26 protein-coding genes are annotated in these 24,911 nt (G+C 39.0%); 2 read left to right on the top strand and 24 right to left on the bottom strand.

Features of this window, described 5'->3' with window-relative positions:
* Positions 1–213: 213 nt before the first annotated feature.
* The 8 genes from bhn_RS05690 to bhn_RS05655 form a co-directional block, all read right to left on the bottom strand.
* Positions 214–2,100 carry a peptide ABC transporter substrate-binding protein gene (locus bhn_RS05690; protein WP_071175783.1) on the bottom strand — a complete coding sequence of 629 codons (1,887 nt, stop codon included), beginning with the start codon at positions 2,098–2,100 and terminating at the stop codon, positions 214–216.
* Positions 2,101–2,165: 65 nt separating this feature from the next.
* Entirely contained in the window at positions 2,166–3,152 is a 987-nt protein-coding gene (locus tag bhn_RS05685; RefSeq protein ID WP_071175782.1) for an ABC transporter ATP-binding protein, read from the bottom strand.
* The gene (locus tag bhn_RS05680; protein ID WP_071175781.1) at positions 3,152–4,138 is read right to left on the bottom strand and encodes an ABC transporter ATP-binding protein; all 987 of its coding nucleotides are present in this window, start codon (positions 4,136–4,138) and stop codon (positions 3,152–3,154) included. The genes bhn_RS05685 and bhn_RS05680 overlap by 1 nt, the downstream gene beginning before the upstream one ends.
* 42 nt (positions 4,139–4,180) lie before the next feature.
* Positions 4,181–5,239 carry an ABC transporter permease gene (locus tag bhn_RS05675; RefSeq protein ID WP_071175780.1) on the bottom strand — a complete coding sequence of 353 codons (1,059 nt, stop codon included), beginning with the start codon at positions 5,237–5,239 and terminating at the stop codon, positions 4,181–4,183.
* A 17-nt stretch (positions 5,240–5,256) separates the two neighbouring features.
* Complete coding sequence (locus tag bhn_RS05670; RefSeq protein ID WP_071175779.1) at positions 5,257–6,186, bottom strand: ABC transporter permease; 930 nt, start codon at positions 6,184–6,186, stop codon at positions 5,257–5,259.
* A 398-nt stretch (positions 6,187–6,584) separates the two neighbouring features.
* The gene (locus bhn_RS05665) at positions 6,585–7,352 is read right to left on the bottom strand and encodes a flagellin (RefSeq protein ID WP_083385763.1); all 768 of its coding nucleotides are present in this window, start codon (positions 7,350–7,352) and stop codon (positions 6,585–6,587) included.
* 353 nt (positions 7,353–7,705) lie between these two features.
* Complete coding sequence (locus tag bhn_RS05660) at positions 7,706–8,152, bottom strand: hypothetical protein (protein ID WP_071175778.1); 447 nt, start codon at positions 8,150–8,152, stop codon at positions 7,706–7,708.
* Positions 8,153–8,386: 234 nt separating this feature from the next.
* A complete protein-coding gene (locus tag bhn_RS05655; protein WP_071175777.1) occupies positions 8,387–9,964 on the bottom strand; it encodes a helicase HerA-like domain-containing protein in 1,578 nt (525 codons plus the stop codon).
* 109 nt (positions 9,965–10,073) lie between these two features.
* Between bhn_RS05655 and bhn_RS05650 the strand changes: the two genes are divergently transcribed.
* Both bhn_RS05650 and bhn_RS05645 read left to right on the top strand, forming a co-directional pair.
* Positions 10,074–11,342: a Y-family DNA polymerase gene (locus bhn_RS05650; protein WP_071175776.1), complete on the top strand. Its 1,269-nt coding sequence runs from the start codon at positions 10,074–10,076 to the stop codon at positions 11,340–11,342.
* A gap of 1 nt (position 11,343) precedes the next feature.
* The gene (locus bhn_RS05645; protein WP_071175775.1) at positions 11,344–11,667 is read left to right on the top strand and encodes a YolD-like family protein; all 324 of its coding nucleotides are present in this window, start codon (positions 11,344–11,346) and stop codon (positions 11,665–11,667) included.
* On the opposite strand, the gene bhn_RS05640 is transcribed toward bhn_RS05645, so the two are convergent.
* The 16 genes from bhn_RS05640 to bhn_RS05565 all read right to left on the bottom strand — a co-directional run bounded on the left by bhn_RS05640 (position 11,668) and on the right by bhn_RS05565 (position 24,760).
* Complete coding sequence (locus bhn_RS05640) at positions 11,668–12,042, bottom strand: desulfoferrodoxin family protein (protein WP_071175774.1); 375 nt, start codon at positions 12,040–12,042, stop codon at positions 11,668–11,670.
* A 101-nt stretch (positions 12,043–12,143) separates the two neighbouring features.
* Complete coding sequence (locus tag bhn_RS05635; RefSeq protein WP_071175773.1) at positions 12,144–12,992, bottom strand: DegV family protein; 849 nt, start codon at positions 12,990–12,992, stop codon at positions 12,144–12,146.
* 217 nt (positions 12,993–13,209) lie between these two features.
* Entirely contained in the window at positions 13,210–13,791 is a 582-nt protein-coding gene (locus bhn_RS05630) for a low molecular weight protein-tyrosine-phosphatase (RefSeq protein WP_071175772.1), read from the bottom strand.
* A 187-nt stretch (positions 13,792–13,978) separates the two neighbouring features.
* Positions 13,979–14,758, bottom strand: a complete 780-nt coding sequence (locus bhn_RS05625; RefSeq protein ID WP_071175771.1) for a carbon-nitrogen hydrolase family protein — start codon at positions 14,756–14,758, stop codon at positions 13,979–13,981.
* A gap of 17 nt (positions 14,759–14,775) precedes the next feature.
* Complete coding sequence (locus bhn_RS05620) at positions 14,776–16,113, bottom strand: ATP-binding protein (protein WP_071175770.1); 1,338 nt, start codon at positions 16,111–16,113, stop codon at positions 14,776–14,778.
* A 252-nt stretch (positions 16,114–16,365) separates the two neighbouring features.
* Positions 16,366–16,545, bottom strand: coding sequence for a hypothetical protein (locus bhn_RS05615; RefSeq protein ID WP_071175769.1), 180 nt, complete (start codon positions 16,543–16,545; stop codon positions 16,366–16,368).
* A gap of 70 nt (positions 16,546–16,615) precedes the next feature.
* A complete protein-coding gene (locus bhn_RS05610) occupies positions 16,616–17,170 on the bottom strand; it encodes a DUF2087 domain-containing protein (protein WP_071175768.1) in 555 nt (184 codons plus the stop codon).
* 14 nt (positions 17,171–17,184) lie between these two features.
* Entirely contained in the window at positions 17,185–17,541 is a 357-nt protein-coding gene (locus tag bhn_RS05605) for a hypothetical protein (RefSeq protein WP_071175767.1), read from the bottom strand.
* Positions 17,542–17,544: 3 nt separating this feature from the next.
* A complete protein-coding gene (locus bhn_RS05600) occupies positions 17,545–18,522 on the bottom strand; it encodes an aminopeptidase (protein WP_071175766.1) in 978 nt (325 codons plus the stop codon).
* 247 nt (positions 18,523–18,769) lie between these two features.
* Positions 18,770–19,330: an AAA family ATPase gene (locus bhn_RS05595; protein WP_026487986.1), complete on the bottom strand. Its 561-nt coding sequence runs from the start codon at positions 19,328–19,330 to the stop codon at positions 18,770–18,772.
* A gap of 1 nt (position 19,331) precedes the next feature.
* A complete protein-coding gene (locus bhn_RS05590; protein WP_236845973.1) occupies positions 19,332–19,544 on the bottom strand; it encodes a hypothetical protein in 213 nt (70 codons plus the stop codon).
* Between the two features lie 62 nt (positions 19,545–19,606).
* Positions 19,607–20,224 (bottom strand): HAD-IA family hydrolase, encoded by a 618-nt coding sequence (locus bhn_RS05585; protein ID WP_071175764.1) that lies wholly within the window; start codon positions 20,222–20,224, stop codon positions 19,607–19,609.
* 23 nt (positions 20,225–20,247) lie between these two features.
* On the bottom strand, positions 20,248–20,736 hold the full coding sequence (locus bhn_RS05580; protein ID WP_071175763.1) for a flavodoxin family protein: 489 nt from the start codon (positions 20,734–20,736) through the stop codon (positions 20,248–20,250).
* Position 20,737: 1 nt separating this feature from the next.
* Entirely contained in the window at positions 20,738–21,280 is a 543-nt protein-coding gene (locus bhn_RS05575) for a PadR family transcriptional regulator (protein WP_071175762.1), read from the bottom strand.
* A 4-nt stretch (positions 21,281–21,284) separates the two neighbouring features.
* A complete protein-coding gene (locus tag bhn_RS05570; protein ID WP_071175761.1) occupies positions 21,285–22,016 on the bottom strand; it encodes a 4Fe-4S binding protein in 732 nt (243 codons plus the stop codon).
* Positions 22,017–22,198: 182 nt separating this feature from the next.
* The gene (locus bhn_RS05565; protein WP_071175760.1) at positions 22,199–24,760 is read right to left on the bottom strand and encodes a GGDEF domain-containing protein; all 2,562 of its coding nucleotides are present in this window, start codon (positions 24,758–24,760) and stop codon (positions 22,199–22,201) included.
* Positions 24,761–24,911: the final 151 nt, after the last annotated feature.

Below are 24,911 nucleotides of genomic sequence, written 5' to 3'. Positions count from 1 at the left end.
AGCATATTTAGAATCCGTAAATATAGTGATTTGTGAACGATTTAGATTTTGTAGTAGATACATGGCAATAATTAAAAGAGCTATGGTTTATGTTCTGAATAACATGAAATAAACCATAGCTCTTTTAATTATTGTCTTATGTATCACTACGAAATCTATCGGAGTGAACAAATCACTATATTACGGATTCTAAATATGCGTCCGCGAAGCCAATTACTCAGCTACTGAGCAGTACATGAAGTACTTGTATCCAAGTGGGCTTGAGAAGAAGCCTGATACCTTGTCAGAGATCATGTAAAGGTCTGTGTAGTAGTAGATTGGGCAGATGCAACCTGTTGACATAAGAAGGTCTTCTGCTCTGTGCATAAGCTCATAACGTGTATTTGTATCTGTGCAAGTCTTGATGTCGCCGATAAGTACATCGTATGTCTCAGCCCATGTTCCATTCTCTACCTTTGTGTCATATCCAAGATCTGTAATATCAAGTGAGTATGCCTTAACATCTGCGTTGTCGCCCTTACCAAACTGTACATCGTTGTTACCTGATGCTGTTGTCCACATATCAAGGAATGAAATAGGATCATTGTAGTCACCAAGCCAACCGTTACGAGCGATTGAATAGTTACCAGCTTTTCTTGTATCAAGGAATGTAGCCCACTCCTGATTCTCAAGGTTCATTGTGATACCGATACCAGCAAATGTTGACTGAATAGCCTCACCAATTGCCTTGTGTCCCTCTGATGTGTTGTAGAGGTATGTAAGAGTTGGGAAGTCTGTAAACTGCTGTGTAGACTCATCAAATGTGTAGTACTTCTTAAGTGTTTCAATAGCTGCTGTCCAGTTATCTTCGTAAGCAGCGTCTGTTACATCATAGTAACCTGTGATGCTCTTGTCAGGACCAGCATTCTGATAGAACTGTGATCCGTCAGCATCTGTAAGACCCATAGCTACGAATGAAGAAGCAGGAACCTGTCCACCCTGTGCAATATCGTTAACGATGTAATTTCTGTCGATAAGAAGTGCAAGTGCATTACGGATCTCGTTCTCAGCATTAGCCTTCTCAACACCTGTAAGTGTGCTTGATGAAGGAAGAATCTCTTCGTTGATGTTCCAGCATACATAGTATGTACCAAGCTGACCAGCTGTTACAAACTGTGTAGGATACTTGTCCTTAAGAGATGCGATCTCGTTTGTAGGAACGTCGTCGATGAACTCCCAGTCACCATTCTCGAAGTTAGCAAGCTGGTTGTTAGCATCGTCTGAAAGGTAGAAGTTGATCTCGTTCATTGTAACCTTGTCAGCATCAACGAACTTATCATTCTTTGTAAGAGTGATAACTGAGTTATGCTCCCAAGAAGACATTACATATGCACCGTTGTTAACATATGTTGAAGGATCTGTTGCCCATGACTCGTTAGAAACTACATCCTCACGAACTGGCATGTATGTAGGGAATGCAAGAAGCTCATTCCAATATGCAACCTGGTTAACAAGAGTAACTTCAAGAGTCTTGTCATCAATGGCCTTAACGTTAAGAGTCTCGTCGCCCTTAGCATCATCAGCCCACATATCAGCATATCCATCAACTACTTCAAACATGTAACCATAGTCAGCTGCAAGAGCCTGTCCTGCTGCACGGTTCCATGCAAATACGAAATCACCTGCTGTTACAGGCTGTCCGTCTGACCATGTAAGGCCATCCTTAAGTGTATAAGTATAAGTAACTGTTCCGTCCTCATTCTCTACACCTTCTACAAGTTCCTCAGCGCAATCTGGCTGAAGCTCAAGATTACCATTTGCATCAAGTCCCCACTTAGCAAGACCTGAGAAAAGGTGGTTGATCATTGTAGCACCATCAACAGCTGAGTTAAGTGCTGGATCAAGTGTAGCAGGCTCAGAAGCAAGACAAACATTGATAACACCTGTGTTTGTTCCAGCTGCTGCGCTGTCTGTAGCAGTTGCATCAGATTCTGTTGAATCTGTTGCCTGCTGTGCATTATCTGTGCCGTTTGATGCAGGTGTCTCAGAAGAAGCACCGCATGCTGCAAGGCTTAAGACCATGCATGAAGCAAGTAATACTGATAATAACTTCTTTTTCATAATTATCCTCCTTATAAGATAATAAAGTGTTTTTTATAAAAAATGCTCTTGCATCTTTTAACGACTTAGTTGACATTTTCCATGTGATGACATGCTACAAAGTGTCCTTTTGACACCTCTTTAAACTCTGGCATTGAGCATGAGCACTGCTCATCTGCATATGGGCATCTTGTTCTGAATGGACATCCAGATGGTGCATTTAAAGGACTTGGTATATCACCTGATAACACGATTCGCTTATTTGCTCTTGCAATCTTTGGATCAGGAACTGGAACTGCAGAGAGAAGCGATTTACTGTATGGGTGAAGTGGGTTTTTGTAAATCTCTTCTGCATCTGCGAGCTCTACCATTTTACCGAGGTACATAACAGCTATTCTGTCACTGATATGCCTCACCACCAAAAGATCATGAGCAATGAACAAATACGTAAGTCCAAGTTTGTCCTGAAGCTCATCAAACATATTGATAACCTGTGCCTGAATTGATACATCAAGAGCAGATACAGGCTCATCACACACAATAAACTCCGGATTTACTGCAAGAGATCTTGCAATTCCGATACGTTGCCTCTGTCCACCTGAGAATTCATGAGCATATCTTGAAGCATGCTCTGAGTTAAGTCCTACATAACTCATAAGTTCAAGAATGCGCTCTCTTCTCTCTTCCTTAGTCTTGTACATATTGTGGATATCGAGAGGTTCTCCTATGATATCCGATACAGTCATTCTAGGATTAAGTGAAGAATAAGGATCCTGGAAAACCATAGTCGCTTTCTTTCTAAATTCCTTGATATCTTCATTTGACTTAATAAGCTTGCCGTCATACCAGATTTCACCAGCTGTTGGCTTGTAGAGATTAAGGATCGTACGTCCAACTGTTGTCTTACCACAGCCTGACTCTCCTACAAGTCCTAAGGTCTCACCTTTTTTGATGGAAAAAGAAACATCATCTACCGCCTTAAGTGGTCTGGTCTTAAAAAATCCAACATTTACATTGAAATATTCCTTGAGATGCTTGATCTCAACAAGGTTCTTTTCGTTTGAATCACCCATTACTTTGCACCGCCTTCCATAAGCTTTTTAACATTCATCCAGCAGCCTGCAGCATGGAAATCATTGATCTGCATGCGCTCACATCTTTCTCTGAGGCATATCTTCATAGCTGCATCGCATCTAGGTGCAAAAGGGCATCCCTTTGGCATATTCAAAAGATCTATAGGTGTACCTGCAATAGGTTCGAGCTTCTTGCCCTCTTTTCCCTCAGTTGGGATAGAACGGAGAAGACCTTTTGTATACTCGTGGCAAGGATTGTAGAATATCTCATCTGCTGTTCCCTGCTCACAGATTGAACCTGCGTACATAACAATAACTTCATCACACATCTGAGCTACAACGCCAAGATCGTGTGTGATCATGATGATAGCCATTCCAAGTTCTTCCTGAAGTGACTTCATAAGGTCAAGGATCTGTGCCTGAATTGTAACGTCAAGAGCTGTTGTAGGCTCGTCAGCGATCAGGATATCCGGTTCGCAGGCAAGAGCCATAGCGATCATTACACGCTGTCTCATACCGCCTGAAAACTCGTATGGATACTGATTCATTCTCTTTTCAGGCTCATTTACATTAACAAGCTTAAGCATTTCGATTGCTCTTTCTCTAGCCTGTTCTTTATTTCTATCTGTATGGAGCAAGATTGCTTCCATAAGCTGATGTCCGATCGTATAAGTAGGATTGAGCGATGTCATAGGATCCTGGAAGATGATAGACACCTTATTGCCGCGAACGGTCTTCATAACCTTCTCGCCAGCTCCAACGAGTTCCTGTCCATCAAGCTTTATCGATCCTGATACGATCTTGCCTGCTCCAGCTAAAATCTGCATTATTGAATATGCAGTAACTGACTTACCAGAGCCAGACTCTCCTACTATTCCAAGTACTTTTCCCCTATCCAGGTCAAAAGATATTCCATTAACTGCCTTAACCTCTCCTGCATCAGTAAAGAATGAGGTATGCAGATCTCTTACTTCTAATAAATTCATCTTTTTTCTCCCATACATTCTTAATGTAGTTCTGCTCTCAAATTATGTATCCAGCTTTGGATCAAAGGCATCTCTAAGTCCGTCACCAAAAAGGTTAAGTGAAAGAACTATCAGCGAAATAACAAGTGCTGGAATAACCAGTCTGTATGGATATGATGAAATACCATTAAGTGCATCAGAAGCAAGTGAGCCAAGTGAAGGCATAGGAGCATTAACACCAAGTCCAAGGAATGAAAGGTAACTCTCAGTAAAGATCGCACTAGGAATCTGAAGTGCTGTTGAAATGATGATTACTGAGAAGCAGTTAGGAATAAGGTGCTTTAAGATGATCCATTTACCTTTAGCACCTGCAGCCTGAGAAGCAAGTACATATTCCTGTTCTCTAAGTGACAAGATCTGACCTCTTATAAGTCTTGCCATTGATACCCAGTACAGAACACCAAATACAATGAACAAACTGATGATATTTGATCCAATCTTGGCAAGGACAGTTCCGTCCAGTGCTCCCTCCATTACTACCTTAAGTACCGAAGATAAAAGAATAACCATCAGCATGTCAGGTAATGAATAGATGATATCTACGATTCTCATTATGATAAGGTCAACCTTGCCTCCCGCATAACCTGCGATAGAACCGATAGTCATACCTATAATGAGAACGATGATGCTGGCAAAGAAACCAACTGCCAGTGAAATACGTGTTCCGTACACTACTCTTATGAAGTAATCTCTACCCTGTGAGTCTGTTCCAAAGATATGAGGAATAACTGACTCTCCAGCTTCCATTCTTCTGATCTCTGATCTGCCATACTCAAAAGGCTTAAGATCATTGAATGAATTATCAACCGGTTTACCCGGTGTCATTCCAAGCATCTGATCATATGAATATGGCCAGAATATTGGAACCAAAATAGCTGCTAAAGTAATAAGTATTATGATAAAGAAGCAAACTGTTGCTACTTTATTTTTAAGAAGTCTTTTGACGCTGTCCTTAAAGAATGTAGATGAAGGACGCATCTGGACCATGTATTCTTTTTCATCTTCTGTAGCAGGATTAAAATCTTCTAAATTAACCTGCGCGCTTAACTTTGTGATATCCATCTGTCATTTCTCCTTCATTATTCCAGTGTGATTCGTGGGTCAACAACCTTATACAAGATGTCTCCAACAAGATTCATGATTACGATAAGTGTTGCCAGTACGATAGTTGTGCCCATAACAAGTGGATAGTCACGTCCTGTGATACTGTTTACAAAAGCTCTTCCGATTCCGGGAACTGCAAAGATCTGTTCAACAACAAGTGATCCTGTTGTAATACCCGCTAACATCGGTCCAAAATATGTGATGACAGGAATAAGTGAATTCTTAAGAGCATGTCCGAAGATTATCTTCATTCCTGAAACACCCTTTGCCTTAGCTGTTCTGATATAGTCCTGACCCAAAACTTCAAGCATTGATGATCTGGTAAGCCTTGTGATATAAGCCATTGGATAAAGTGAAAGTGTTATCACAGGAAGTACCAAACCGTTCCTAGCTGCTCCGTTAGCCGGGAAGATTCCAAGCTTGATGGCAAACAAAATCAGTAAAAGTGATCCCATGATAAATGATGGCATTGATACGAAAGCCGTTGTAATGATCATGATGATCCTGTCTATTAACTTGTTTCTGCGAAGTGCTGCAATAGAACCAAGGATTACACCGCAAGCAAGTGCGATGACCGCAGCAATAAGACCAATCTTAACAGATGTCTTCATACCATCAGCGATGATATCGTTGACTGTTCTGCCTCGTTGTTTTAATGATGGGCCAAATTCAAATTTGGTCACAACATCCTTTAGATAAGTCAGATACTGTACTCCAAGAGGTTTATCCAGACCGTACTTAGCTTCCATAGCTGCCTTAACGGACTCTGTGACTGCCTTCTCACCAGTGAATGGTCCTCCTGGTACAGCGTGCATTACAAAAAAGGTAACCGTGATGACTACCCAGATCGTAACTATTGCCAAAAAGATCCTTTTGACAATGTACATTAGTGTCTTTGTGTTCATACCCTAGTTTCTCCACCCATTTTTTTGATCTTTTTTGAACCATTGTCATGGTTCAAAGTTGCATAACTTCAACGCGCTAAACCCTATAAAAAAATTGCAATGACAGCCAGTAAATGTGCGTCATTGCACTAATAATTCAAGATTGTATACACGCATATAATCATGCAACAACAATAATGTTAACGAAATGATTACTTTATGTCAAGTACACGGGGTTAAAATCGCTCTATCTGATTAAAATAGATCAAGTTTCTTTGACTAAAAAACATATGTCCGTCTGTGGCGTACATATTTGTTAGATTGTTTTTTCGAACATTTAGACACATAAAAAAAGAATCTACGAAAATTATATCACATTTTCGTAGATTCTCATCACACTATAATGTTCATTACACAAATTATGCAAATACCATAAGTGACTGTCTTTCGTTGTTTTCCTGCTCTTTCTTCTGTAAAAGAGTCTGATAGGAATTTAGTGCCTGCTGAGTCTTAAGCTGCTGAAGAGCCTTTGTCGCATTGTCCTCTTCCTTGTCCATCTGGTATCCGTTAAGTTCCATAGCTGCATGTGAATTGTAAGTAAGTGCATGCTCAACGCCGTTTGTCTGTGCACCAGCGTTTGATCTATTGCCTGTTACCTTCTCAAGAGCTTTGTCGATGTCGTTTACATTAAAATCACCTGTAACATTGTAATCTTCAATTCCAAGAGCCTTTAATGTTGTATTGTAAGTAGAAACAGTTTCTTCTGAACCATTGTTGTCTGTAGCTACTGACATATCCTGTGTCTTACCGTTTAACAGCTGCTTTTCATTGTATGTTGTGCCATTAGCTATGTCTTCTATTCCCTGCTTATACTGCTCTATCTGATCTTGAATGTACTGTTTGTCATCATCTGACATTGTTCCATTCATAGCTTTTACTGAAAGCTCTCTTATTGACTGCAGATAATCAGTAATACCATCGAGCGCGCCATCCTCAATATTGAGAACAGATTTTGCAGAAGTAAGATTTTCACTTCCTGCATCAAGTCCACGAACCTGAGACTCTGTCTTTTCCTGAATAGCAAGCTCTGAAGCACCCTGAGAAGCACTAGTGTATGTTCCGCCAGCTGCTATGGTGGAGTATGGTGAGTAACTCGAGTATCCACCGACTGATGAAATGCTGCTCATTTTGCCCTCCTTTTCTTAAAACAAAACTACGCCTTATAAGTCATAATATCATTATAATTAGGATGTGCTAGCCTCAAATTTATGTTTTTTAATCAATTTTGAAAGGAAATTACATTCGAATGAATACGATGAAGAAAAGAAATTATATTTATACTTTTTTTCCACATTTTTTTCACTTTTTGTACACATTTTCTGTTTATAGTATTAGTCAAGGTTAGTGATGCAATACTTCTCTAAGCCGTTTAGAGATAATCACTATCTCCCCCTCATAAGAAAATCGCAGGCACTCACGTCCCCCCGTGGGTGTTTTTGCGTTATAGGATTATTTTTTATAATTATTCATTTTTCACGCTTTAGTCAGCGTATTTTCCGTAAATTTCCATGAGCTCCATTACTTCTTCTGGAGAAAGATTTTCTGAAGCGTATTCTATAAGCCCCTGCTGATCTCCATCAGTTACATATTCCATTACTTCAGAAACTGTTTCTGTATCCATATGCTCTGCTACTATCTCAGTAACAGTCTCTCTGTCCTCTTCAGACATATTCTCAAGAGTTTCAGTAAGTTTTTGAGCTTCCGGGCTATCACCAGCAATCTTCTCAATATTCTCACTTAGGATATCAACAGTTTTTTCTGCTGCAGCTTTCTTAAACTTCTCTTTTACGATAGGAAGAGCAACATTTATGAATAATAAAATTACGATTCCCAGAATTATCATTGCCAGCATAAAGCGGCCAAATGCTCCATTTGGATCGTATTTCTTCTTTTTCTTATTTACTTTTTTGCGATTATTTTTTGACATATTTTCTAATGCTCCAATTTTTATTTTAGAAATGATTATATTTCTTTTATAGTTCAGTCACAATTTTGCAACAGTTACATTGTAATATAGTACCTATCAGAAGGACAACTTCTGAACCCCCAACAATACTTTTTTTCATACACGGGTTGTCTGGTTCCCCACTGGACAACCCCTCCTCCCAAAAATACACCAGCTTCTATAATAATATAGAAGCTGGTTTTTCGTGTGAATATATTATGATTTAAATAGTGTAGACAACAGACCTCTTCCAAGGCTTGCACCAAGATTTCCGCCTAAAGTCTTCCCAAACTTACCAAATTTACCGCCTACTGTCTTACCAACTTCGCGGCCCACAGTTCCTGCAACGGAGTTACCTACACTCTTCATTGCCTGCTTTTTCTTTCTTGCTTCAGCGGCTTCCTCTTTTTCTTTTGCCTTTAAAGCGGCAGCTTCTTCCTTTGCCTTAGCCTTGGCTGCAGCCTCTTCCTCTTTTGCCTTCTGTAAAGCCTCTGCGTCAGCCAGGCCTTTTCTCTCAAGAAATTCATAAGCTGAATCAGGATCTTCGGGCTCGTAATACTTACTGTACATAACGCTTCCCTTTATCTCCTTGTCCCTTAGAGTTTCATCTATTCCGCCCATCTTGGACTGTGGAGGAAGGATAAATACTCTCTCGCAAACAGTAGGTGTTCCAGTCTCATCAAGGAATGAGCAAACAGCTTCACCTGTTCCAAGTTCCTGAATAACGTCTGCTGTCTTGAAGTCAGGATTTGTTCTAAAGGAATCAGCAGCTGCCTTAACAGCTTTCATATCTGAAGGAGTATATGCGTGAAGTGCGTGCTGGATCTTGTTTCCAAGCTGAGCAAGAACCCCATCTGGGATATCCCTTGGGTTCTGAGTCACAAAGTAAATTCCAACACCTTTAGATCTGATGAGCTTAACAACCTGCTCTATCTTGTCCATAAGGAGTTTTGGTGTATCGTCAAAAAGAAGATGCGCTTCATCAAAGAAAAATACCATCTTGGGCTTATCAAGATCTCCAACCTCAGGAAGTGTCTCAAAAAGCTCTGACATCATCCACAAAAGGAATGTGGCATAAAGAGTTCCATTGTTGATAAGACTTGTGCTATCAAGGATATTTATCATACCCTTTCCACCTTCGCCAGTTGTAAAAAAGTCTCTGATATTAAGAGCTGGCTCAAAGAAGAACTTATCTCCTCCTGCAATCTCAAGAGAAACGATAGCTCTTACGATAGCTGCTACTGATACAGGACTGATGTTTCCATAATCTGCTGCAAATTCATTTTTATTCTCGGAAATATAATTGAGCATAGCCTTTAAGTCCTTGGTATCAACCAGGAGAAGACTATTGTCATCTGCGATCTTGAATGCGATCGTAAGAATATCTCTTTGAAGGTCATTAAGACCAAGGATCCTGCTTAAAAGAAGTGGTCCCATCTCAGATACAGTTGTTCTGAGCGGAATACCATTTTTGCCAAATACATCCCAAAATGTTGCAGGATATTTCTGATATTTAAATCCAGCCTCCTCAAGGCCAAACTTCTGTATTCTCTTCTGCATATCCTCAGAATCAAGGCCTTCTGTAACCATACCAGAAAGGTCGCCCTTAACATCTGCGAGAAATACAGGCACCCCCATGTCACTAAAGCTCTCAGCCAATACCTTAAGTGTTACCGTCTTACCAGTACCAGTTGCACCAGCTATAAGGCCATGACGATTTGCCATCTTAGGTAAAAGAAATACATTCTCACCTTTTTCATTATTTGCTACCCAAATTTTACCGTCTTTAAGCATTTTGTCCTCCTCCAACACGAATACTAAAACCCCTTCAAATATTGTATCACAAATTTCCATGAGGAAAGAGGATTTGACATTTCGAACTTTTGTTCGATATAATTAAAGCATGGCCGCAGAAAAAGAAAGAAATTACATATGCATAGATCTTAAGTCCTTCTACGCTTCTGTTGAATGCGTGGAAAGAGGCCTTGATGTTATGACTACCCGTCTTGTCGTAGCTGATTCTGAGAGATCCGACAAGACTATTTGTCTTGCTGTTTCTCCTGCTCTTAAGGCTCTTGGCATACCTGGAAGGTGCAGAGTCTTTGAGATTCCAAAGGGAATTGATTACATCATGGCTCCGCCCCGCATGCAAAAATACCTGGATTACTCGGCGGAAGTTTACGCCATTTACCTCAAATATATTTCCAAGGACGATATTCACGTCTACTCCGTAGATGAGGCCTTCATGGACGTAACAGAGTATCTTTCCTTGTATCACATGACTGCAAGGCAATTGGGTCAGACTATCATTGATGATATATTCGCTACTCTCGGTCTTCGTGCCACATGCGGCATAGGCACTAATCTTTTTCTTACTAAGGTTGCCCTTGATATCACCGCCAAGCACTCTCCTGATTTCATTGGAGAGCTTGATGAAAAGAGCTACAGGGAGACCCTATGGGAACATCGCCCCCTTACTGATTTTTGGCGCGTAGGTCCCGGAATATCCAAGCGTCTTGCCACCTACGGCATGATGACTATGAAGGATATTGCCCATGGCAACGAGGATCTTCTCTATAAGCTATTTGGTGTAAACGCAGAGCTCCTGATCGATCACGCCTGGGGCCGTGAATCTACTACTATTGCAGATATTAGGAACTATAGTTCACAATCCCGCTCCCTCACTCAGGGTCAGGTCCTTATGAAGGACTATTCCTTTGAAGAAGGCCTCGTTATCGCCAAGGAGATGATGGACGTAATGTGCCTTGATATGGTAGACAAGGAGCTTGTCAGCAAGTCTTTTACCCTGTCTGTAGGCTACGCCAAGAATACTCCTGTTCCGGGAGTTCACGGCTCTTTTTCACTGGATACTGAGACTAATGCCTCATTTATCCTGATTCCAGAGATTGCTAAGCTATACAGTCAGCTTGTAAATAAGGACTACCTCATTAGGCGCATGTACATTGTAAGTAACAATGTTGTTCCAGAAGAGTTCATGCAGTACTCTTTCTTTGTATCTCCTGAAGAGATAGAAAGGGACAAAAAGGTCCAGAAGGCTGTTTTGGAGATAAAAAATAAATTTGGCAAAAATGCCATCTTGAAGGGGCTCAACTTTGAACCCGGCGCCACTACCCGAGATAGAAATAATCAGATTGGAGGACACAAAGCGTAATATGCCTAGACAGAAAATGTCACCTGACAAAAGAGCTGCTCAGTTCCTCCCATTTCAGGCTGTCAAGGGACTTGATGAGGCTCTGAGAGCAAAAGAAAAGATCACAGTACCAAAAATCGAGCTCTCCGAGGAAATGTTCGAAGAGCTCGATAAAAAAATGCACGATATTAGAAAAGGCAGCATTATCAGCTGCGTCTACTTTCACAAGGGCGAATACCTGAAAGTAACAGGTATGGTCGCAAGGCTTGATGAAGTAGCAAGGATACTTCAGATTGTTAACACCAAAATATCCTTCGATGATATATTAGACATTATTTTTGAATGATCAAATTTCTTTCACCCAAAGTCCGTGGAGATTGCAGTACTCGTATGCAGCAACTGCCTTCTCGCCGCTTGCAAGAACAAATTCTGCACAAGGCTTCTCGCCTGGCTTTAAGTTCTTTACCATACATCCCTTGTCTGTCTCAAGACACACAAACTGGATATAATGTTCTGGCATCATAGGATGCTCAACTTCGCCGACTTCCACGATTACTTTGCTGCCATCCACAGTAACCTTTGGAACGTGCTTCTCAAATGCACCATCAGTAGCGCCAGGAACAAGCTCCTTCATAGGCTCTCCACAGCAAACTACAGGAACACCTGAATCATTAAGCTTAGTAATAATATTGCCGCAATGCTCACATCTGTAAAATTTCATAACGAAACCTCCTGAAATAAACCCGCGTTTGCCTGCAAAATATCGCAGTAAGTTCACAATTAATTTTATCATACGTGAGTGAATAATTATACTAAATAATATCACTTTTCAAAATAAGCCAAGGCAATCGCTCCAGGTCCTGTATAGGTGCCTATAGTAGCTCCCGCTACAGCATACTGGATTTTATCCTCTTGTCCTTCATACAACACCTTGGAATCTTCCACGTATTTTTTGAGAATTTCATCTGAAAAACCAGAATAAGCAAGGCATATTGGTTTATCAAAATCTATGCCTCCAGTTTTTTTGACAAACTCCATGAGCATATTGTGACCGTTCTTGGAACCTCTGGCCTTGCCAATTACTTTAACAACACCCTCTTCTATGGTTATGACCGGCTTGATCATAAGAATGTTGCCTGCAAAAGCCGCAGCAGATGATATTCTTCCGCCAAGCTTTAAGTATTCAAGAGTGTCAAATACTGCGATAACGTGAGCTTTTTGAAGCTCCGGTGTTATGGTATCTATGATTTCTTTAGCATTAAGTCCCTGATCTCGCAGCTGCACAGCCCTTTGAACTATTATATATTCCGAGATACAGAACTGCTTGGTATCAACGATGTTTATGTTGTCAGAAAAATCCTCCGCTGCTATGCATGCGCTCTGATATGATCCTGATACTCCTGAAGAAAGGCTGAAATATATTATTTCATCCCCTGCTTCATCCGCCTTTCTAAATTCCTCTGAATAATCATATGGAGATATCTGACTTGTCTTTGGTATCTCGTCCGTTTCCACGAGTTTTTTGTAAAAATCGGTGCTTGAAAGGGTTACCCCATCAAGGAACTCTTCATCTCCAAATCTTACTTTTAATGGGAGTACTGTTATCCCCCATTCTTTTGCCTTTTCCTGTGATATATCACTTGCTGAATCTGTAATTATCCTTACTGCCATTGTATTATCCCTAACTGTTGCTTTATTTATTCTTTTTGTCTTTTGGTTTGCCTTGTTAGTGTTCTAGTTTCCGCTTACTTTACATTTTATCGTCATTTATGACCAATGGTCATAAAACAAGTTTCCACAGACATAACATGAAGAATAGCATAAAAAAATAGGAGTTGCAACTTTTTAGTTACAACTCCTAATACGTGCTATCTAGCTTTTGTTTACGTTAGCCTCTAGGAAAATCGTCGTGAATGAGACCTAGATCATCATTGTTTATCATTTCATTTTCCTCATCTTCTGCCAGTTCTTTTGCAAATCTCTTGTCCACTAAGATATGTCTAAAAAGTCCATGGCATCCATCAGAGCAGTCTCTCCAGGTAGCATCAAAATTGCCTGTATACCAAGGATCTGCCACATCACCGTCTCTGTCGGTAAAGTCGAGCATCTTGAAAACTTTTTTATCAGGATCACCGCCAAAAATCCGGTTTAAGTCACGAATGTTAGCACTATCCATGCCAATGATGAAGTCAAACTTGTCATAGTCATTTCTGGAAGTAAGCCTTGCTCTCTTGTTTGCAACGCCTAGTTCATTGTCATCTGTGCCTATGCCGTGTTCACGAAGTTTTGCTCTTGCCGGCGGATATACCGGACTTCCAACTCCGTTCCAGATTTCATCTGTATGTGTGGCTGAGGATTCAATATGAAATTTGCCCCAAAGCCCTTGCTTGTTTACAATGTCCTTCATTATGAACTCCGCCATTGTTGAACGGCATATGTTGCCGTGGCAGACGAATAGGATTCTTATCATTGATTTTGGCTCCTTGAAATTCCGAGTTATTCCCTGTAATGCGCACCGTTACGGGATAAAAATTGTGTTCATATATCACGGTGACAGACCCGAACTATTTTTTTCTGTTCATCTAAACTAGGTACTTGTCTCTATCACGACCTCTGAATAATCCGTAACAATTTCCATTTTCTAAACTCCATAAACTTCAGGTCGAAGATCCTGACAATTGGTCCGAATATCGCTTACGCCCAATTTCGCCAAAGTTTAATTCCTGTTTTTCAAAATCGTATATGAGCATTCCCTCACTATTCTTATCCAGTTCTTTACCTACTCCCCCTGATGCATTGATAAAGCAGGTAGGCGCTGTCTGATAGGGATGAATCGCATTTACAGATAATACGGGTGTGATATTTTCTACAGCTCTTGTAATCAGATGTCCACGAATCATCTGGTACCGAATCTCATCCTCTTTATCAGCCACATCATAAAACAGCACAATATCCAAATCGGTATTTTCCCTATACAGTTCTCTAAAATACTCAGGGAACCGTACTTCAAAGCAAATTCTTACGCCAATCTTTATCCCATCTATTTCATATATTCCATTTTCATCGCCGAGTGCAAAATTATCCTCATCCCATCCATAGAGTGCCCGTTTATCATACCATCGTTTGGCTTTGGTAGGTGAAATCAAGTACGCTCTGTTATAATATTTTGAATCAACGTAATCGATTGTACCTACTATAATGTGAATATCCAGTTCGTCTGCCAGTTTCTGTAACTCCTGTATAGCTTCAGAAACCACATTGACATTGATTCTGTCTGAACCGGCAATATCACGAGGCGGATACCCTGTCAAAGCACATTCAGGAAATATAATCAAATCCACCTTATTCTCTGATGCGCTCACTATAGCTTTTTTTATTATTTCAAGATTATGATCAATATCACCACATACGGCAAATTGATAGGCCGCCAACCTCATAACTCTTTCTCATCCTTTCATAGGTCTTCAATTAAAAATGGCAGCATGTATATTGGATATAATTTCAGCATTTCACTATTGCCTATATCTTTTTGTGATAACAATATTTCCTTCGAAACATGCTTAGAATACTTTTTCTGAAATTCTGTAATTGATTCATGCTTACCGATTCCGGATGACTTAACTTCAATCGAAACTATCTTTGTTTTCGAAGCAAGCAAAAAGTCAACCTCATAGTAGTGGGAACTGTTTTCTTTCTCCCATGTGTGATAATAAAGGTCTATATCCGATCCGGCAATTATCTGAGCAACTGCATTTTCGTATAAATATCCCAAATCTGCAGGAAGTGAATCGCTCAACAATTTCGTATAAATATTTTCATCCGTCTTTCCTGATGATCTAAAAATCATGGTAGTAAATAACCCTGTATCAGCCAAATAGAGTTTGAACGTATCATCATCTCTCGTTTGAGGTAAAGCAACGCTCGGATTAAGGACATTATGGCATGATAATACCGTCTTTGAATCTAGCAGATCATGTAAACGCTCTAAATCTTTATCGATCTTTTTTTTGCCTGTAGCTGCCGAAATAACATAGCTTCTTTTATCCGTTGCCAACTGCGTCGGAACGGAATCATACATTCTTCCAATCAGTCCGGTATCATCGATCTTGAAAAAATCGTCTTTGTACAAATCTATGATTTCTCTCTTTACTTCATCGATTTCTGTAAAATTCCTGCCTTCCACATAAGCTTCTACAGCCTGAGGCATTCCGCCTACCGCCATATAAATTCTGAAATCCCGCATCAGCTTTCTGTTTAAGGAATTTCCAACCGGCTTCCCAAGCTTATATAAATCCCGCAATACGCCATAGGTATCATTTCCGATGGCCCACATAAATTCTTCATAGTCCATCGGATATATCTGTATTTTCATCTCCTCAGATGGAAGCACTATATCCTTGACATTCTTTTTTATACTGATCAGAGAACCGGTCTCAATATAGTCATATCTTCCGTCCGCAACCAGATACTTTATAGCCTGGCGCACTTTAGGCATAAGCTGGATCTCGTCAAATATAATAACGGATTCTCTTTTATACAACGTTATCCCAGTTGCAGTTTGCAGTCTAAGAAAAAAAATATCCAGATTTGCTATGTCATCGAACACATCAAGAACATCCTGCGTTATGTTAGCAAAATCCACTTTTATATATGACCTATACTCTTGCTTTGCAAATTCTTCGGCAATTGTCGATTTCCCAACACGCCTGGCCCCTTCCAGAAGCACAGAATACTTTGGTGCCTTTTTTTCTTTCCAATATTTTAGCTTTTCTAAAGCTTTTCTCTTAAACATACTATCTCCTCAAAACAACATAGTTCCATTTCTTCAAACTTATAAATGAATTATAGTACCATTTCTTCAATACTTCAAGGACATTGTTCCGTTTATTCAAAATTTATTTCTGATTATAGTACCGTTTCTTCCAAGTCACCGCAAAAAAGCACCCTGCATAACGCAGAGTGCTCTCATCTCATCGGGTAGTTCACCTTAAAAGGTGTAAACGGGGTGTAAATCCGTTTGAAAAATCTTCAAAATGCCGTATTTTCAAGGCTTTCCGCTTTGCTGAAATCTCTTGCCCCAGCAGATGAACAGTATTTTGATCATATCTTTGGTTCTCTCTTTCAGAGGTGTGCTCCTTCCCAAATCAAAAGGTGTAAACAAGGTGTAAATCAGATACCACTCTGCCTGCCAATGGCTTATTTCCGCCATTCTTTGCTTTGGCATTAAATCCTGCCGTGGCAGACGAAAAGAATTCTTATCATTGATTTTATCTCCTTGATATAGTGCTAAATTATCATATCACAGTAAGAATATATACCCCGTCTTTTCTTTCTAAGATTCCCTCTGCTACCATATCCCTCCTGATAGTGCAAAAGTCATCATGAAAATCAGCGATAATCAGGTTTACTTCTTTCTCTGTATACTTTTTGCCCTTCTTAAATGCTTTTCCAATTTCTTCAAGAACAATCTTTTCCTTCTTGCGCTGACTGGGAATTGATTTAAGCTTGCCATATTCAAAGAAAGCATCAATTACCTTTTTGCGGTATGCATCGTCGCGTTCTTTTTGCAGTTCACTCTCAGATGTCTTTTCACTTAAGATATCAATGATATTAACCTCAAAAAGATCCTTATTGATGGAGTACATAGTATAGTACTGATCTTTGTAAGACTTAACAGCCCCGGCATCTTCGAGTTTTTTCAGGTGAAAAGAAACTGTGGCAGAGGTCAGTTCAAGGCGCTCTGCAAGGCGCTCAACGTACATATCTTCTACCATAAGTGACTTTAGTATGGACAGTCTTGACTTATCTGCAAGGCATTTAAAAAACGCAATTGCTTCCTTATCCGTCATGATTACCTCCCGTTTCAAAACAATTCATCAAATTTCTCTATGATACTGTCGGCCACTTTAAGCTTGGCTTCTTCAATCATGATCTTCTCTGCATCATCATGCTCTTTTGCTTTCGATAGAGAATTTCTCCACTGCGCAGGGACATTAACAGATAGCTTTTTAAAGCCGTCTCTGAAGACCCTCTCATCTCCTGCTGCCTGCTTATATGGCACATCTATGAGTGAAGTAAAAACATCATAAATGTTAAGAGCAGCCCTATATGCTCTGGCTTCATCCTCTCTGTCATCAGCAATAAGAGAATTTATCCGGGACTGTGTCTTCTGCTTTTCATCTGCCATAAATTCTTTTAATTCTTTAATCTTGTTTTCCATAGTTTACAAAATCTCTCCCACGTTTACGAAATCCATATGAAATCTTGATTTATTGATTCCACCAAACAAATAGTTCATTCCAAGTCCGATATGAAATGTTCCGAGTGCGTCCTCATCAAGAGCAGCCCCTTTTCCTGAATATACAACTGCCGGATTCATGCCAATTCCAAGTTCTCCGACTATCCTTGCCCCTTCCTCCTGTCCGGAAAGAAGCTCATTAAACGCATCACAGTCAGAATCTGTTACTCTTCCATTCTTTATTGTTATTGTTATATTGTCAAAAGAGCCAACATCTTCAATAAACAGATTCTTGTAAAAAACAGTTCCGTTTGTCTTATCTTCTAATGGCGCTATATAAATCTCGCCGCACGGAAAAGCGCCTTCTCCCGCATCAATGATCCACTCTCTTCCAGTAACATCCATATTAAGTGTACTATCTTCACCGGTTCTTATTGTTATGATATTTGAAGTAAAGCTATCGATCTTCTTCTGACATTCTAAGGCAAGTGCTTCGTAGTCAATATTCAAAGCCTTATCCATCCTGACCTTATAATCTTCATAGTCTTCTCCTGCAAGTGCAGCATTAGTCTGTGACGGCATAGTAATCTGAATAAGCTTTTCGTGACTACTCATGAACGAAAAAAGCGATCTAAGAACCTTAGAAAACTCTGCATATTTATCTTTCTCAAGTCCTCTTGGAGGCATTCCGGCAGGTCTTTGAAGAACATCTATGACCATTGTACAATCTTTGACCGGCTCAAAAAAGCTGTCATCTATATTTTCAGCACCTTTACCCGCAAGCTCTATAAGAAATTCCTCTGTAAAGTTCAACGTCTTGTATTTAATCCCTTTACTATTTAACTCGTTTTCAAACAGTTTAAGTTCACTGTCATCTCCCTCACTCCAATAATTGAGCAGGACTATATCGTCAGTCGATATCTTCATGGCGTTTATCATTTTCCCAATAGTATTTTGATTCATGTCTATTCTCCAGTCATTTTTCTTTTAGATATCTATCTAATTATTTTATATTATTTTTACATCAACAAATTTAAGTTGTCAATTTTATTTTGATATCTATCTAATTATTTGCATTAAAAAAAGGCCAATCCTAAATCAATTTGGATTAGCCTTCCTATAAACTGCGTTTTATCAATAATATTAGGTTTTCTTTATTAAGAGTTTTTCAAGAATAGCTATCGCCAAAGCCTCTTTTCACCCGACATTATTATATGCAAACTTTTTCAAACCAGTCCGGAACTTTATGAGATTTCCTTACAAGCACACCATCTTTATAAATTGCAAATCTCCTAAACCCTTCAGTGTTATCATAAAGAGCAACCAAGTTGCATATTGGAATAATCTTTATCAGATTTTTAAAAGATTGCTCATATCTTCTTTCTATATCCGCCTCACTTACTCCATGGCCTCCATCAGCAACTCTTTTCGCAACTCTTTCTTTTGCTAGTTCAGCACTGGATAGTCCAATATAATGCACCTCAATTAAGTAACCATTATCTCTCGCCTTTGCGATATTATTAAGAATAGAATTGCCACAAAGCGTAGTCTCCTGATTGAAGCTTACACCATCCTCTATATAATGCTTTAGCCTCTCTACTGCTGTTCTACCAGCATTCATCACGTCAGAGGCATTCCTCCAATCACCGCCAGCTTCTACTAATATTTCATCAGCATTAACTCTATATTCAGATTTCTGAAGCTGTTCTGCATCATAAAGAGTAGTTTTTCCCGCTCCGTTGACGCCAGCAACAATAGTGTACTTTTTCATTTCAGTTTGTATTCCTCTCTAGTACTTCTTGCTGCTTTTTTTGAAGAAGATAGTCCCCTATCATCTCATAGAAATCCTTCTCGTCTTCTGTCTCGCTCTCTAGCACAAGCTGTAATGTATCTTGAGCATTTAACTTTGATATTTCTTTATATATGTCACTATATTTCTTAACATCACACATAGCATTTACCTCGCATTTGCTATATTTTACCATAAATACTATTCATAAAGTTGGAAACAATTTTTAATTCTGTGCCATCCCTAAATAATGGTCCACTAACCCCGTCCCCCAGGACCAGTATACAAATCACTATAATCCCTTTTTTCATCATCAAAGAAAATTGTTTTAAATCCCATTTCAGACGGAATCTTCAAATTAGATTCAGTATTATCGATGAACACGCACTCTTCTGCCTTAAGTCCAGACTGCTTTAAAGCTTCCTCAAAAATTTTTCTTTCAGATTTTCTGCTATGAACATCTGCTGAAATTATAACAACATCAAACAAATCCTTAAGTACCGTGTTATTAACAATGGTATTTATTCTGTCAGCCTTGTTGTCAGTTATCATTCCAATGAGATAATCGCTATGCTTATCTTTTATATGATCAAGCATTTTCTCATCGAAAGTAACATTCATAAATGCCTTTTCAAGCATATGAAAATCTAATGTTTTTCCTATATCAGAACAAAACTGTTCCCACATATCTCTATGGGTAATATCGCCATAGAGCAAATCATCGTTATGCTTGTAATACGCATTTTCAACAACTTCAATTGGAATATTTGCCTCTTTTGAAATATAAGAAATTATCGTTGGTGAGCCCTGCTTTTCAATTGTGATGACACCATCAAAATCAAAAAACAAGCCTTTTATTTTATGCTGTTTATTCATATATTTAACCTTGCCATCGTTTCTTAATTATGAAGTTTATCACAAAAAGAATCTATCTTACCATCATTATCCGCATTACCCCTGGTCTTTGGATCGATGAGTATGAGCTCTGCTTCAAACTTTTCCACGCCAATCTGCTTTTTGATCCTGTCAAAAGCCTTTTCTGCGCCGTTTCCACTCTGGCAAGCAAACACTGCAATCTTCTTTTCTTTGAGCACATCTTTTTGTTCGTTTAAAAATGTCCAGATTGGAGGTGCAGGTCGGCTAGCCCAAACAGGAAAGCCAATAATGACTTTATCATACTTGGAGGCATCAAATTCGTAAGGCTTAAGTACTGGCATCTCGCCCATCACTGCACTTTTTCCGCCCCACAGGAATTTCTTTGCGCCCTTGTCAGGATAAGCCTTGTCAGGCTCAATTCGTATAACATCTGCGCCAAGCTTTTTGGCTATATGTTCAGCTACCATCTCACTATTTCCAAGCATTGAATAATAAACAACCGCTGTACTCATATCATTTCTCCTTCATGATCTTTTTGGCCTTATTGCACCATTTTAAATAAGCCTCATAAGTCTCAATTCCAAACAAAACTGTCAGATAGTAATGAACATGGTCCTCATTATCAAGAACCTTCTCCAGATTTCCCTTATAAAACTTAAGGACTTCCAGATTCTCTTTTACCTGCTGCTCAAAAATCTCAATATTTCGGATTGTCACGCTTCTATCTTGTATGCCGCCGAAATACATTTTTAAAAGAGTCTCGTATTTAAGGTCGTTTATAGCCTTCTCATCATTTAGCCACGCCTTTAGGGTCTCTTTTCCATCCTTGGTGATCTGATAAACTATTTTTTCGCGGCCGCTACTCTTATCCGATTTCTTTCGCTTTACAAGTTCCTGTTTTTCCATTTCGCCAAGAGCTGGATAAATACTCCCAAAGCTCCCTTTCCAGAAAAAAGAGATTGCGCCATCGATCTGTTTTTTAATGTCGTATCCTGTTAGATCTTCGTGTGCTAAAAGACCTAGGATTACAACGTCTATCTTTCTATCTTTTGCCATCTTTTCACCTTTTCCATGTCCATTTATACTTTAGAGCCTTTTGGGGGCATCCATCAACGCAGGCTCCGCACTGTATGCATTCCGTATTCTTAGAGATGCTGTTAGCTTGGACCATTTCTCTAACATCAAGTCCCATAGAACAAGCCTTATTGCAAAGGCCGCATTTGACACAGTTTTCTGCTTCTGCCTCTACATGCAGCTGAGGAAGGCGCAGCCACCTACCGACTGTACTTCCGATCACCATAAACGGCGCCATCCAGCAAATATAGTGGCAAGCCGCCCTTCGTCCATGAATAATTGATGGTATAACAAGCAGCATGATCACCGCGTAGTACACAACATAATTAGTTATGCCCGAAACAGAAATGCCATGATCTGTCATATAGAATGGATTAATTCTAACATCATTTTTCCCACAGATAAATGATGCTATCACTGCAATTATCCACACTGTCCAGATAACATATTTTATCTTGTCTCTATTTTTTTGCTTGGCTGGGTTGTCATTTACTCTCATGGCGCATTCTTGAAGTCCTCCAGCAGGACAAAAATATCCGCACCATGCCCTTCCAAAAAACATTGATAAAACAAGCATCAAGCAAAAAACAATAAAGCTACCATTTATGATATGCTCCATAGCTGCATTGATGATCAGATATGGAGAAAAATACCAAATGGTAATAGGAAATAACAGAAAAGAAATAAGTAATAGGCACTTTCTTACTTTTTGTCTCATGATTTTATACTCCTCTTGTTAAAGTAATATATCAAAATGATATATATCATTTTGATATATTATGAGACCAATTTCTTTTTCTGTCAACAAATAAAAAAAGACCCATCATCTCGATGAATCTTTTTATCAAAAAGTGTCATTTTCTCAATTAAGGTATCGTACTCTCCATAAGAATTACTAGTCTACATCTCTTCTTTCATTTTCTTCTTTTTCTCATACATCTTGGCATCTGCCTTAATAAAGATATCATTTATAACTGATTTACTGGTTCCAGTAGCTATGCCGACTGCCATGGTCACATTACCACGCAGTTTATTATCATTATTTTTCTTCTCTATAACTCCCATTAAGTAGTTGCGCTCATCATAATCCTTTCCCTGGACTATGATCACAAACTCATCACCGCCGATCCTGTAGACAGGACTATGTGCGAAAGTTTCACAAAGGATCTTACAGCCTGCTTTGATAAATTCATCACCCTTTTTATGTCCGAAATTGTCATTTATATACTTAAGGTCATTGATATCAGAAACTACCAGTGCAAATCTCTTGATCTCACCTGATTTAAGCAGATTAGCCAATTCCTTTTCCGCCAGCGCATAGGCATTCTTATTCTTTACTCCTGTCAGCTCGTCCTTTAAAGCCATAGTCTCAGCAACAGAAAGATTCTCAGCATACTCTTTATCTTTTTTAACCTCTTCATCAATATTTATGAGGCCAATGACCAGTTTCTGCTCATCATTTTCTGTGATAGTGATTCCTTTTTGCTTAATGTATATTTGCTTTTTTCCAACGAGCAGTCTGTACTGATATTCAAAAAAGCCATCATCTGATATTTTCTTTAGAAGATTATCTTTTTTAAAAAATTTCTTAAATTCTTTTAAGTCATCTGGATGAATTACTTTATTTATTCTTTCACTGGCATCAGCAAAGAAATCATCTCCGCCTTCTTTTTTTCCTATGAGCCGCTTTCCCTGCGCTGTCTTATACGCAGAATATGTATTATCTTCAAGATTGACCGTATATATAGCAAAAAACTTTCCAGATAGAGCTGCTATTCTGGAAAAAATGGTCTTTTCTTCCTGAAGTGATTTAAAAGCCTGCTGCAGTTTTATCTGTCTGTCAACGCTATTTACTCCGATGATTATATGTTTATCATCACTTTTGTCAATTACTGCCTTGTAATTAACATAGCGCACTCCCACTTCATCATCAGCTCTATAAGTCATGGAAAAAGCGCCAAGCTCGGCAATCTGCTTTAAAACATTTTCTTTGGTGCACAGTTCCCTGAACATTTTTCTGTCTTCATAATATGTTTTGTTTTCTACATCATTGCGCGCATCATAGAAATAGTCTTTACCCGTCTTTTCTATGGTTATATTGTGATTATGTGCATCCGTATGGTATTCAACAAAATTATTTGTTTCTATATCAACAATATATAACGCAACATAGTCCTCTGATAACGCTCTGGCGATATAGTTGTATGATAAAGACTTTGCGTTCTTTGATAAATTCTCGATGAAAATGATCGAAAATAGTACAGCAACGCGACCTGTCACGGGATTTTCTGCAATCTTCTGGATCATCATATGAACCGTTTTACCAGTTGGAGTTCTATCCTCAATAATAGACTTTTCCTCGGAATAAACACAATTCCTAATTGTAGAAATGACATAAGCTCCTGGAGCATCGCTCATTGAACTAAACCTGATGCTGCGGGTTTTCTCTTTCTCTGGAAAATTCTCGCTAATAAAACGTGTAAACGCATTATTCATTCTGATAATATTCATTTCATCATCACTTATCTCCAGTACAGCGATAGGTGCTTCGTTATCTCTATTTTTGATCTTTCCACTATTTTCTTTTGTATAATACAATTCATGAATATTGATCTTATCTACCTGGGTGTAATATTCCTCTTCCCGGGCATCTTCAATTGTAAGGAATTGTTTATTTGTTCTGGCAAAGTCATAAAGATCAGCAGTAGCTACAGGTCTACTATAATAAAAGCCCTGAAACTTGGCACAGCCTATCTCACATAAATAATCTACCTGTTTTTTGTCTTCTACCCCTTTGGCAATAACATCCATACCAAGCTTTCTGGACATCTTAATAAGACCATCCACGATTGTTACAGCTTTCTGGCTGGTAGGAACATGTCTTATCAATTCCATATTCAATTTCAATGCATCAAAATGGAATAACGGGGATAGCATAAGAGGAATACAGTTATAGCCGAAATCATCTATTTCTAACCTATAACCTAATTTCTTAAGTTTTGCTAGCTGAACTGCTATTTTATGATTTTCTATCAAAGCTGTATTTTCAGATAGTTCGAAGGCAATCTTACTTCTAGAAACGCCTGCCGCTGATACTCTGGCTTCTATTTCTTTTACAAAATTCTTGTTCTGAAAATCAGTCAATGAGATATTGATGGATGTAGTTGCAAAATTAACTCCAACACTAGATTGTTGCTTGATATTATCAAGTGTTTTTTCCAAGATATAAAGATCCAAACGTTCAACAACACCGTTTTTTTCTAAAACTGGTATGAAATCATATGGGTTAAGAATTCCAAGAGCAGGGTCATCCCATCGAGCAAATAGTTCTTCCTCACATACCCTGCCATTAGACGCACGGATTACAGGCTGAGAATATACTTCAATCCAGCCACTATTAATTGCTCGCTCTAAATTTGTAAGCAAATATTCTTCTCTGCTTTCTACCAAAACTTTACCCACTTAGAACCTCGCTCTAACGTTCCATATGTGATCATTTCAGGTATCACACATCAGTAAGAAAGCTGATATTAAAGCCATAGAGAAAAAAATATAGAGCATTTAAAAACACACCGTCATGTCCCAAGCTAATATCCTGGCTCTCTTCATGTTC

The organism is Butyrivibrio hungatei (assembly GCF_001858005.1).
In the GTDB taxonomy this organism is placed as follows: Bacteria; Bacillota; Clostridia; order Lachnospirales; family Lachnospiraceae; genus Butyrivibrio; species Butyrivibrio hungatei.
The sequence above is the reverse complement of the archived record's forward strand: the minus strand, read 5'-3'. Positions and strand labels throughout refer to the sequence as shown.

What these genes read in the sequence shown, in the direction of transcription:
- bhn_RS05680 (WP_071175781.1), bottom strand. Translation starts at nt 4,138, where the DNA reads ATGAATTTATTAGAAGTAAGAGATCTGCATACCTCATTCTTTACTGAT.
- bhn_RS05635 (WP_071175773.1), bottom strand. Translation starts at nt 12,992, where the DNA reads ATGGCAGTAAGGATAATTACAGATTCAGCAAGTGATATATCACAGGAA.
- bhn_RS05650 (WP_071175776.1), top strand. Translation starts at nt 10,074, where the DNA reads ATGGCCGCAGAAAAAGAAAGAAATTACATATGCATAGATCTTAAGTCC.
- bhn_RS05605 (WP_071175767.1), bottom strand. Translation starts at nt 17,541, where the DNA reads ATGGAAAACAAGATTAAAGAATTAAAAGAATTTATGGCAGATGAAAAG.
- bhn_RS05575 (WP_071175762.1), bottom strand. Translation starts at nt 21,280, where the DNA reads ATGGCAAAAGATAGAAAGATAGACGTTGTAATCCTAGGTCTTTTAGCA.
- bhn_RS05570 (WP_071175761.1), bottom strand. Translation starts at nt 22,016, where the DNA reads ATGAGACAAAAAGTAAGAAAGTGCCTATTACTTATTTCTTTTCTGTTA.
- bhn_RS05690 (WP_071175783.1), bottom strand. Translation starts at nt 2,100, where the DNA reads ATGAAAAAGAAGTTATTATCAGTATTACTTGCTTCATGCATGGTCTTA.
- bhn_RS05625 (WP_071175771.1), bottom strand. Translation starts at nt 14,758, where the DNA reads ATGAGGTTGGCGGCCTATCAATTTGCCGTATGTGGTGATATTGATCAT.
- bhn_RS05600 (WP_071175766.1), bottom strand. Translation starts at nt 18,522, where the DNA reads ATGAATCAAAATACTATTGGGAAAATGATAAACGCCATGAAGATATCG.
- bhn_RS05610 (WP_071175768.1), bottom strand. Translation starts at nt 17,170, where the DNA reads ATGACGGATAAGGAAGCAATTGCGTTTTTTAAATGCCTTGCAGATAAG.
- bhn_RS05660 (WP_071175778.1), bottom strand. Translation starts at nt 8,152, where the DNA reads ATGTCAAAAAATAATCGCAAAAAAGTAAATAAGAAAAAGAAGAAATAC.
- bhn_RS05640 (WP_071175774.1), bottom strand. Translation starts at nt 12,042, where the DNA reads ATGAAATTTTACAGATGTGAGCATTGCGGCAATATTATTACTAAGCTT.
- bhn_RS05645 (WP_071175775.1), top strand. Translation starts at nt 11,344, where the DNA reads ATGCCTAGACAGAAAATGTCACCTGACAAAAGAGCTGCTCAGTTCCTC.
- bhn_RS05580 (WP_071175763.1), bottom strand. Translation starts at nt 20,736, where the DNA reads ATGAGTACAGCGGTTGTTTATTATTCAATGCTTGGAAATAGTGAGATG.
- bhn_RS05665 (WP_083385763.1), bottom strand. Translation starts at nt 7,352, where the DNA reads ATGAGCAGCATTTCATCAGTCGGTGGATACTCGAGTTACTCACCATAC.
- bhn_RS05630 (WP_071175772.1), bottom strand. Translation starts at nt 13,791, where the DNA reads ATGATAAGAATCCTATTCGTCTGCCACGGCAACATATGCCGTTCAACA.
- bhn_RS05685 (WP_071175782.1), bottom strand. Translation starts at nt 3,152, where the DNA reads ATGGGTGATTCAAACGAAAAGAACCTTGTTGAGATCAAGCATCTCAAG.
- bhn_RS05595 (WP_026487986.1), bottom strand. Translation starts at nt 19,330, where the DNA reads ATGAAAAAGTACACTATTGTTGCTGGCGTCAACGGAGCGGGAAAAACT.
- bhn_RS05615 (WP_071175769.1), bottom strand. Translation starts at nt 16,545, where the DNA reads ATGCCAAAGCAAAGAATGGCGGAAATAAGCCATTGGCAGGCAGAGTGG.
- bhn_RS05585 (WP_071175764.1), bottom strand. Translation starts at nt 20,224, where the DNA reads ATGAATAAACAGCATAAAATAAAAGGCTTGTTTTTTGATTTTGATGGT.
- bhn_RS05675 (WP_071175780.1), bottom strand. Translation starts at nt 5,239, where the DNA reads ATGGATATCACAAAGTTAAGCGCGCAGGTTAATTTAGAAGATTTTAAT.
- bhn_RS05590 (WP_236845973.1), bottom strand. Translation starts at nt 19,544, where the DNA reads ATGGTAAAATATAGCAAATGCGAGGTAAATGCTATGTGTGATGTTAAG.
- bhn_RS05655 (WP_071175777.1), bottom strand. Translation starts at nt 9,964, where the DNA reads ATGCTTAAAGACGGTAAAATTTGGGTAGCAAATAATGAAAAAGGTGAG.
- bhn_RS05670 (WP_071175779.1), bottom strand. Translation starts at nt 6,186, where the DNA reads ATGAACACAAAGACACTAATGTACATTGTCAAAAGGATCTTTTTGGCA.
- bhn_RS05620 (WP_071175770.1), bottom strand. Translation starts at nt 16,113, where the DNA reads ATGTTTAAGAGAAAAGCTTTAGAAAAGCTAAAATATTGGAAAGAAAAA.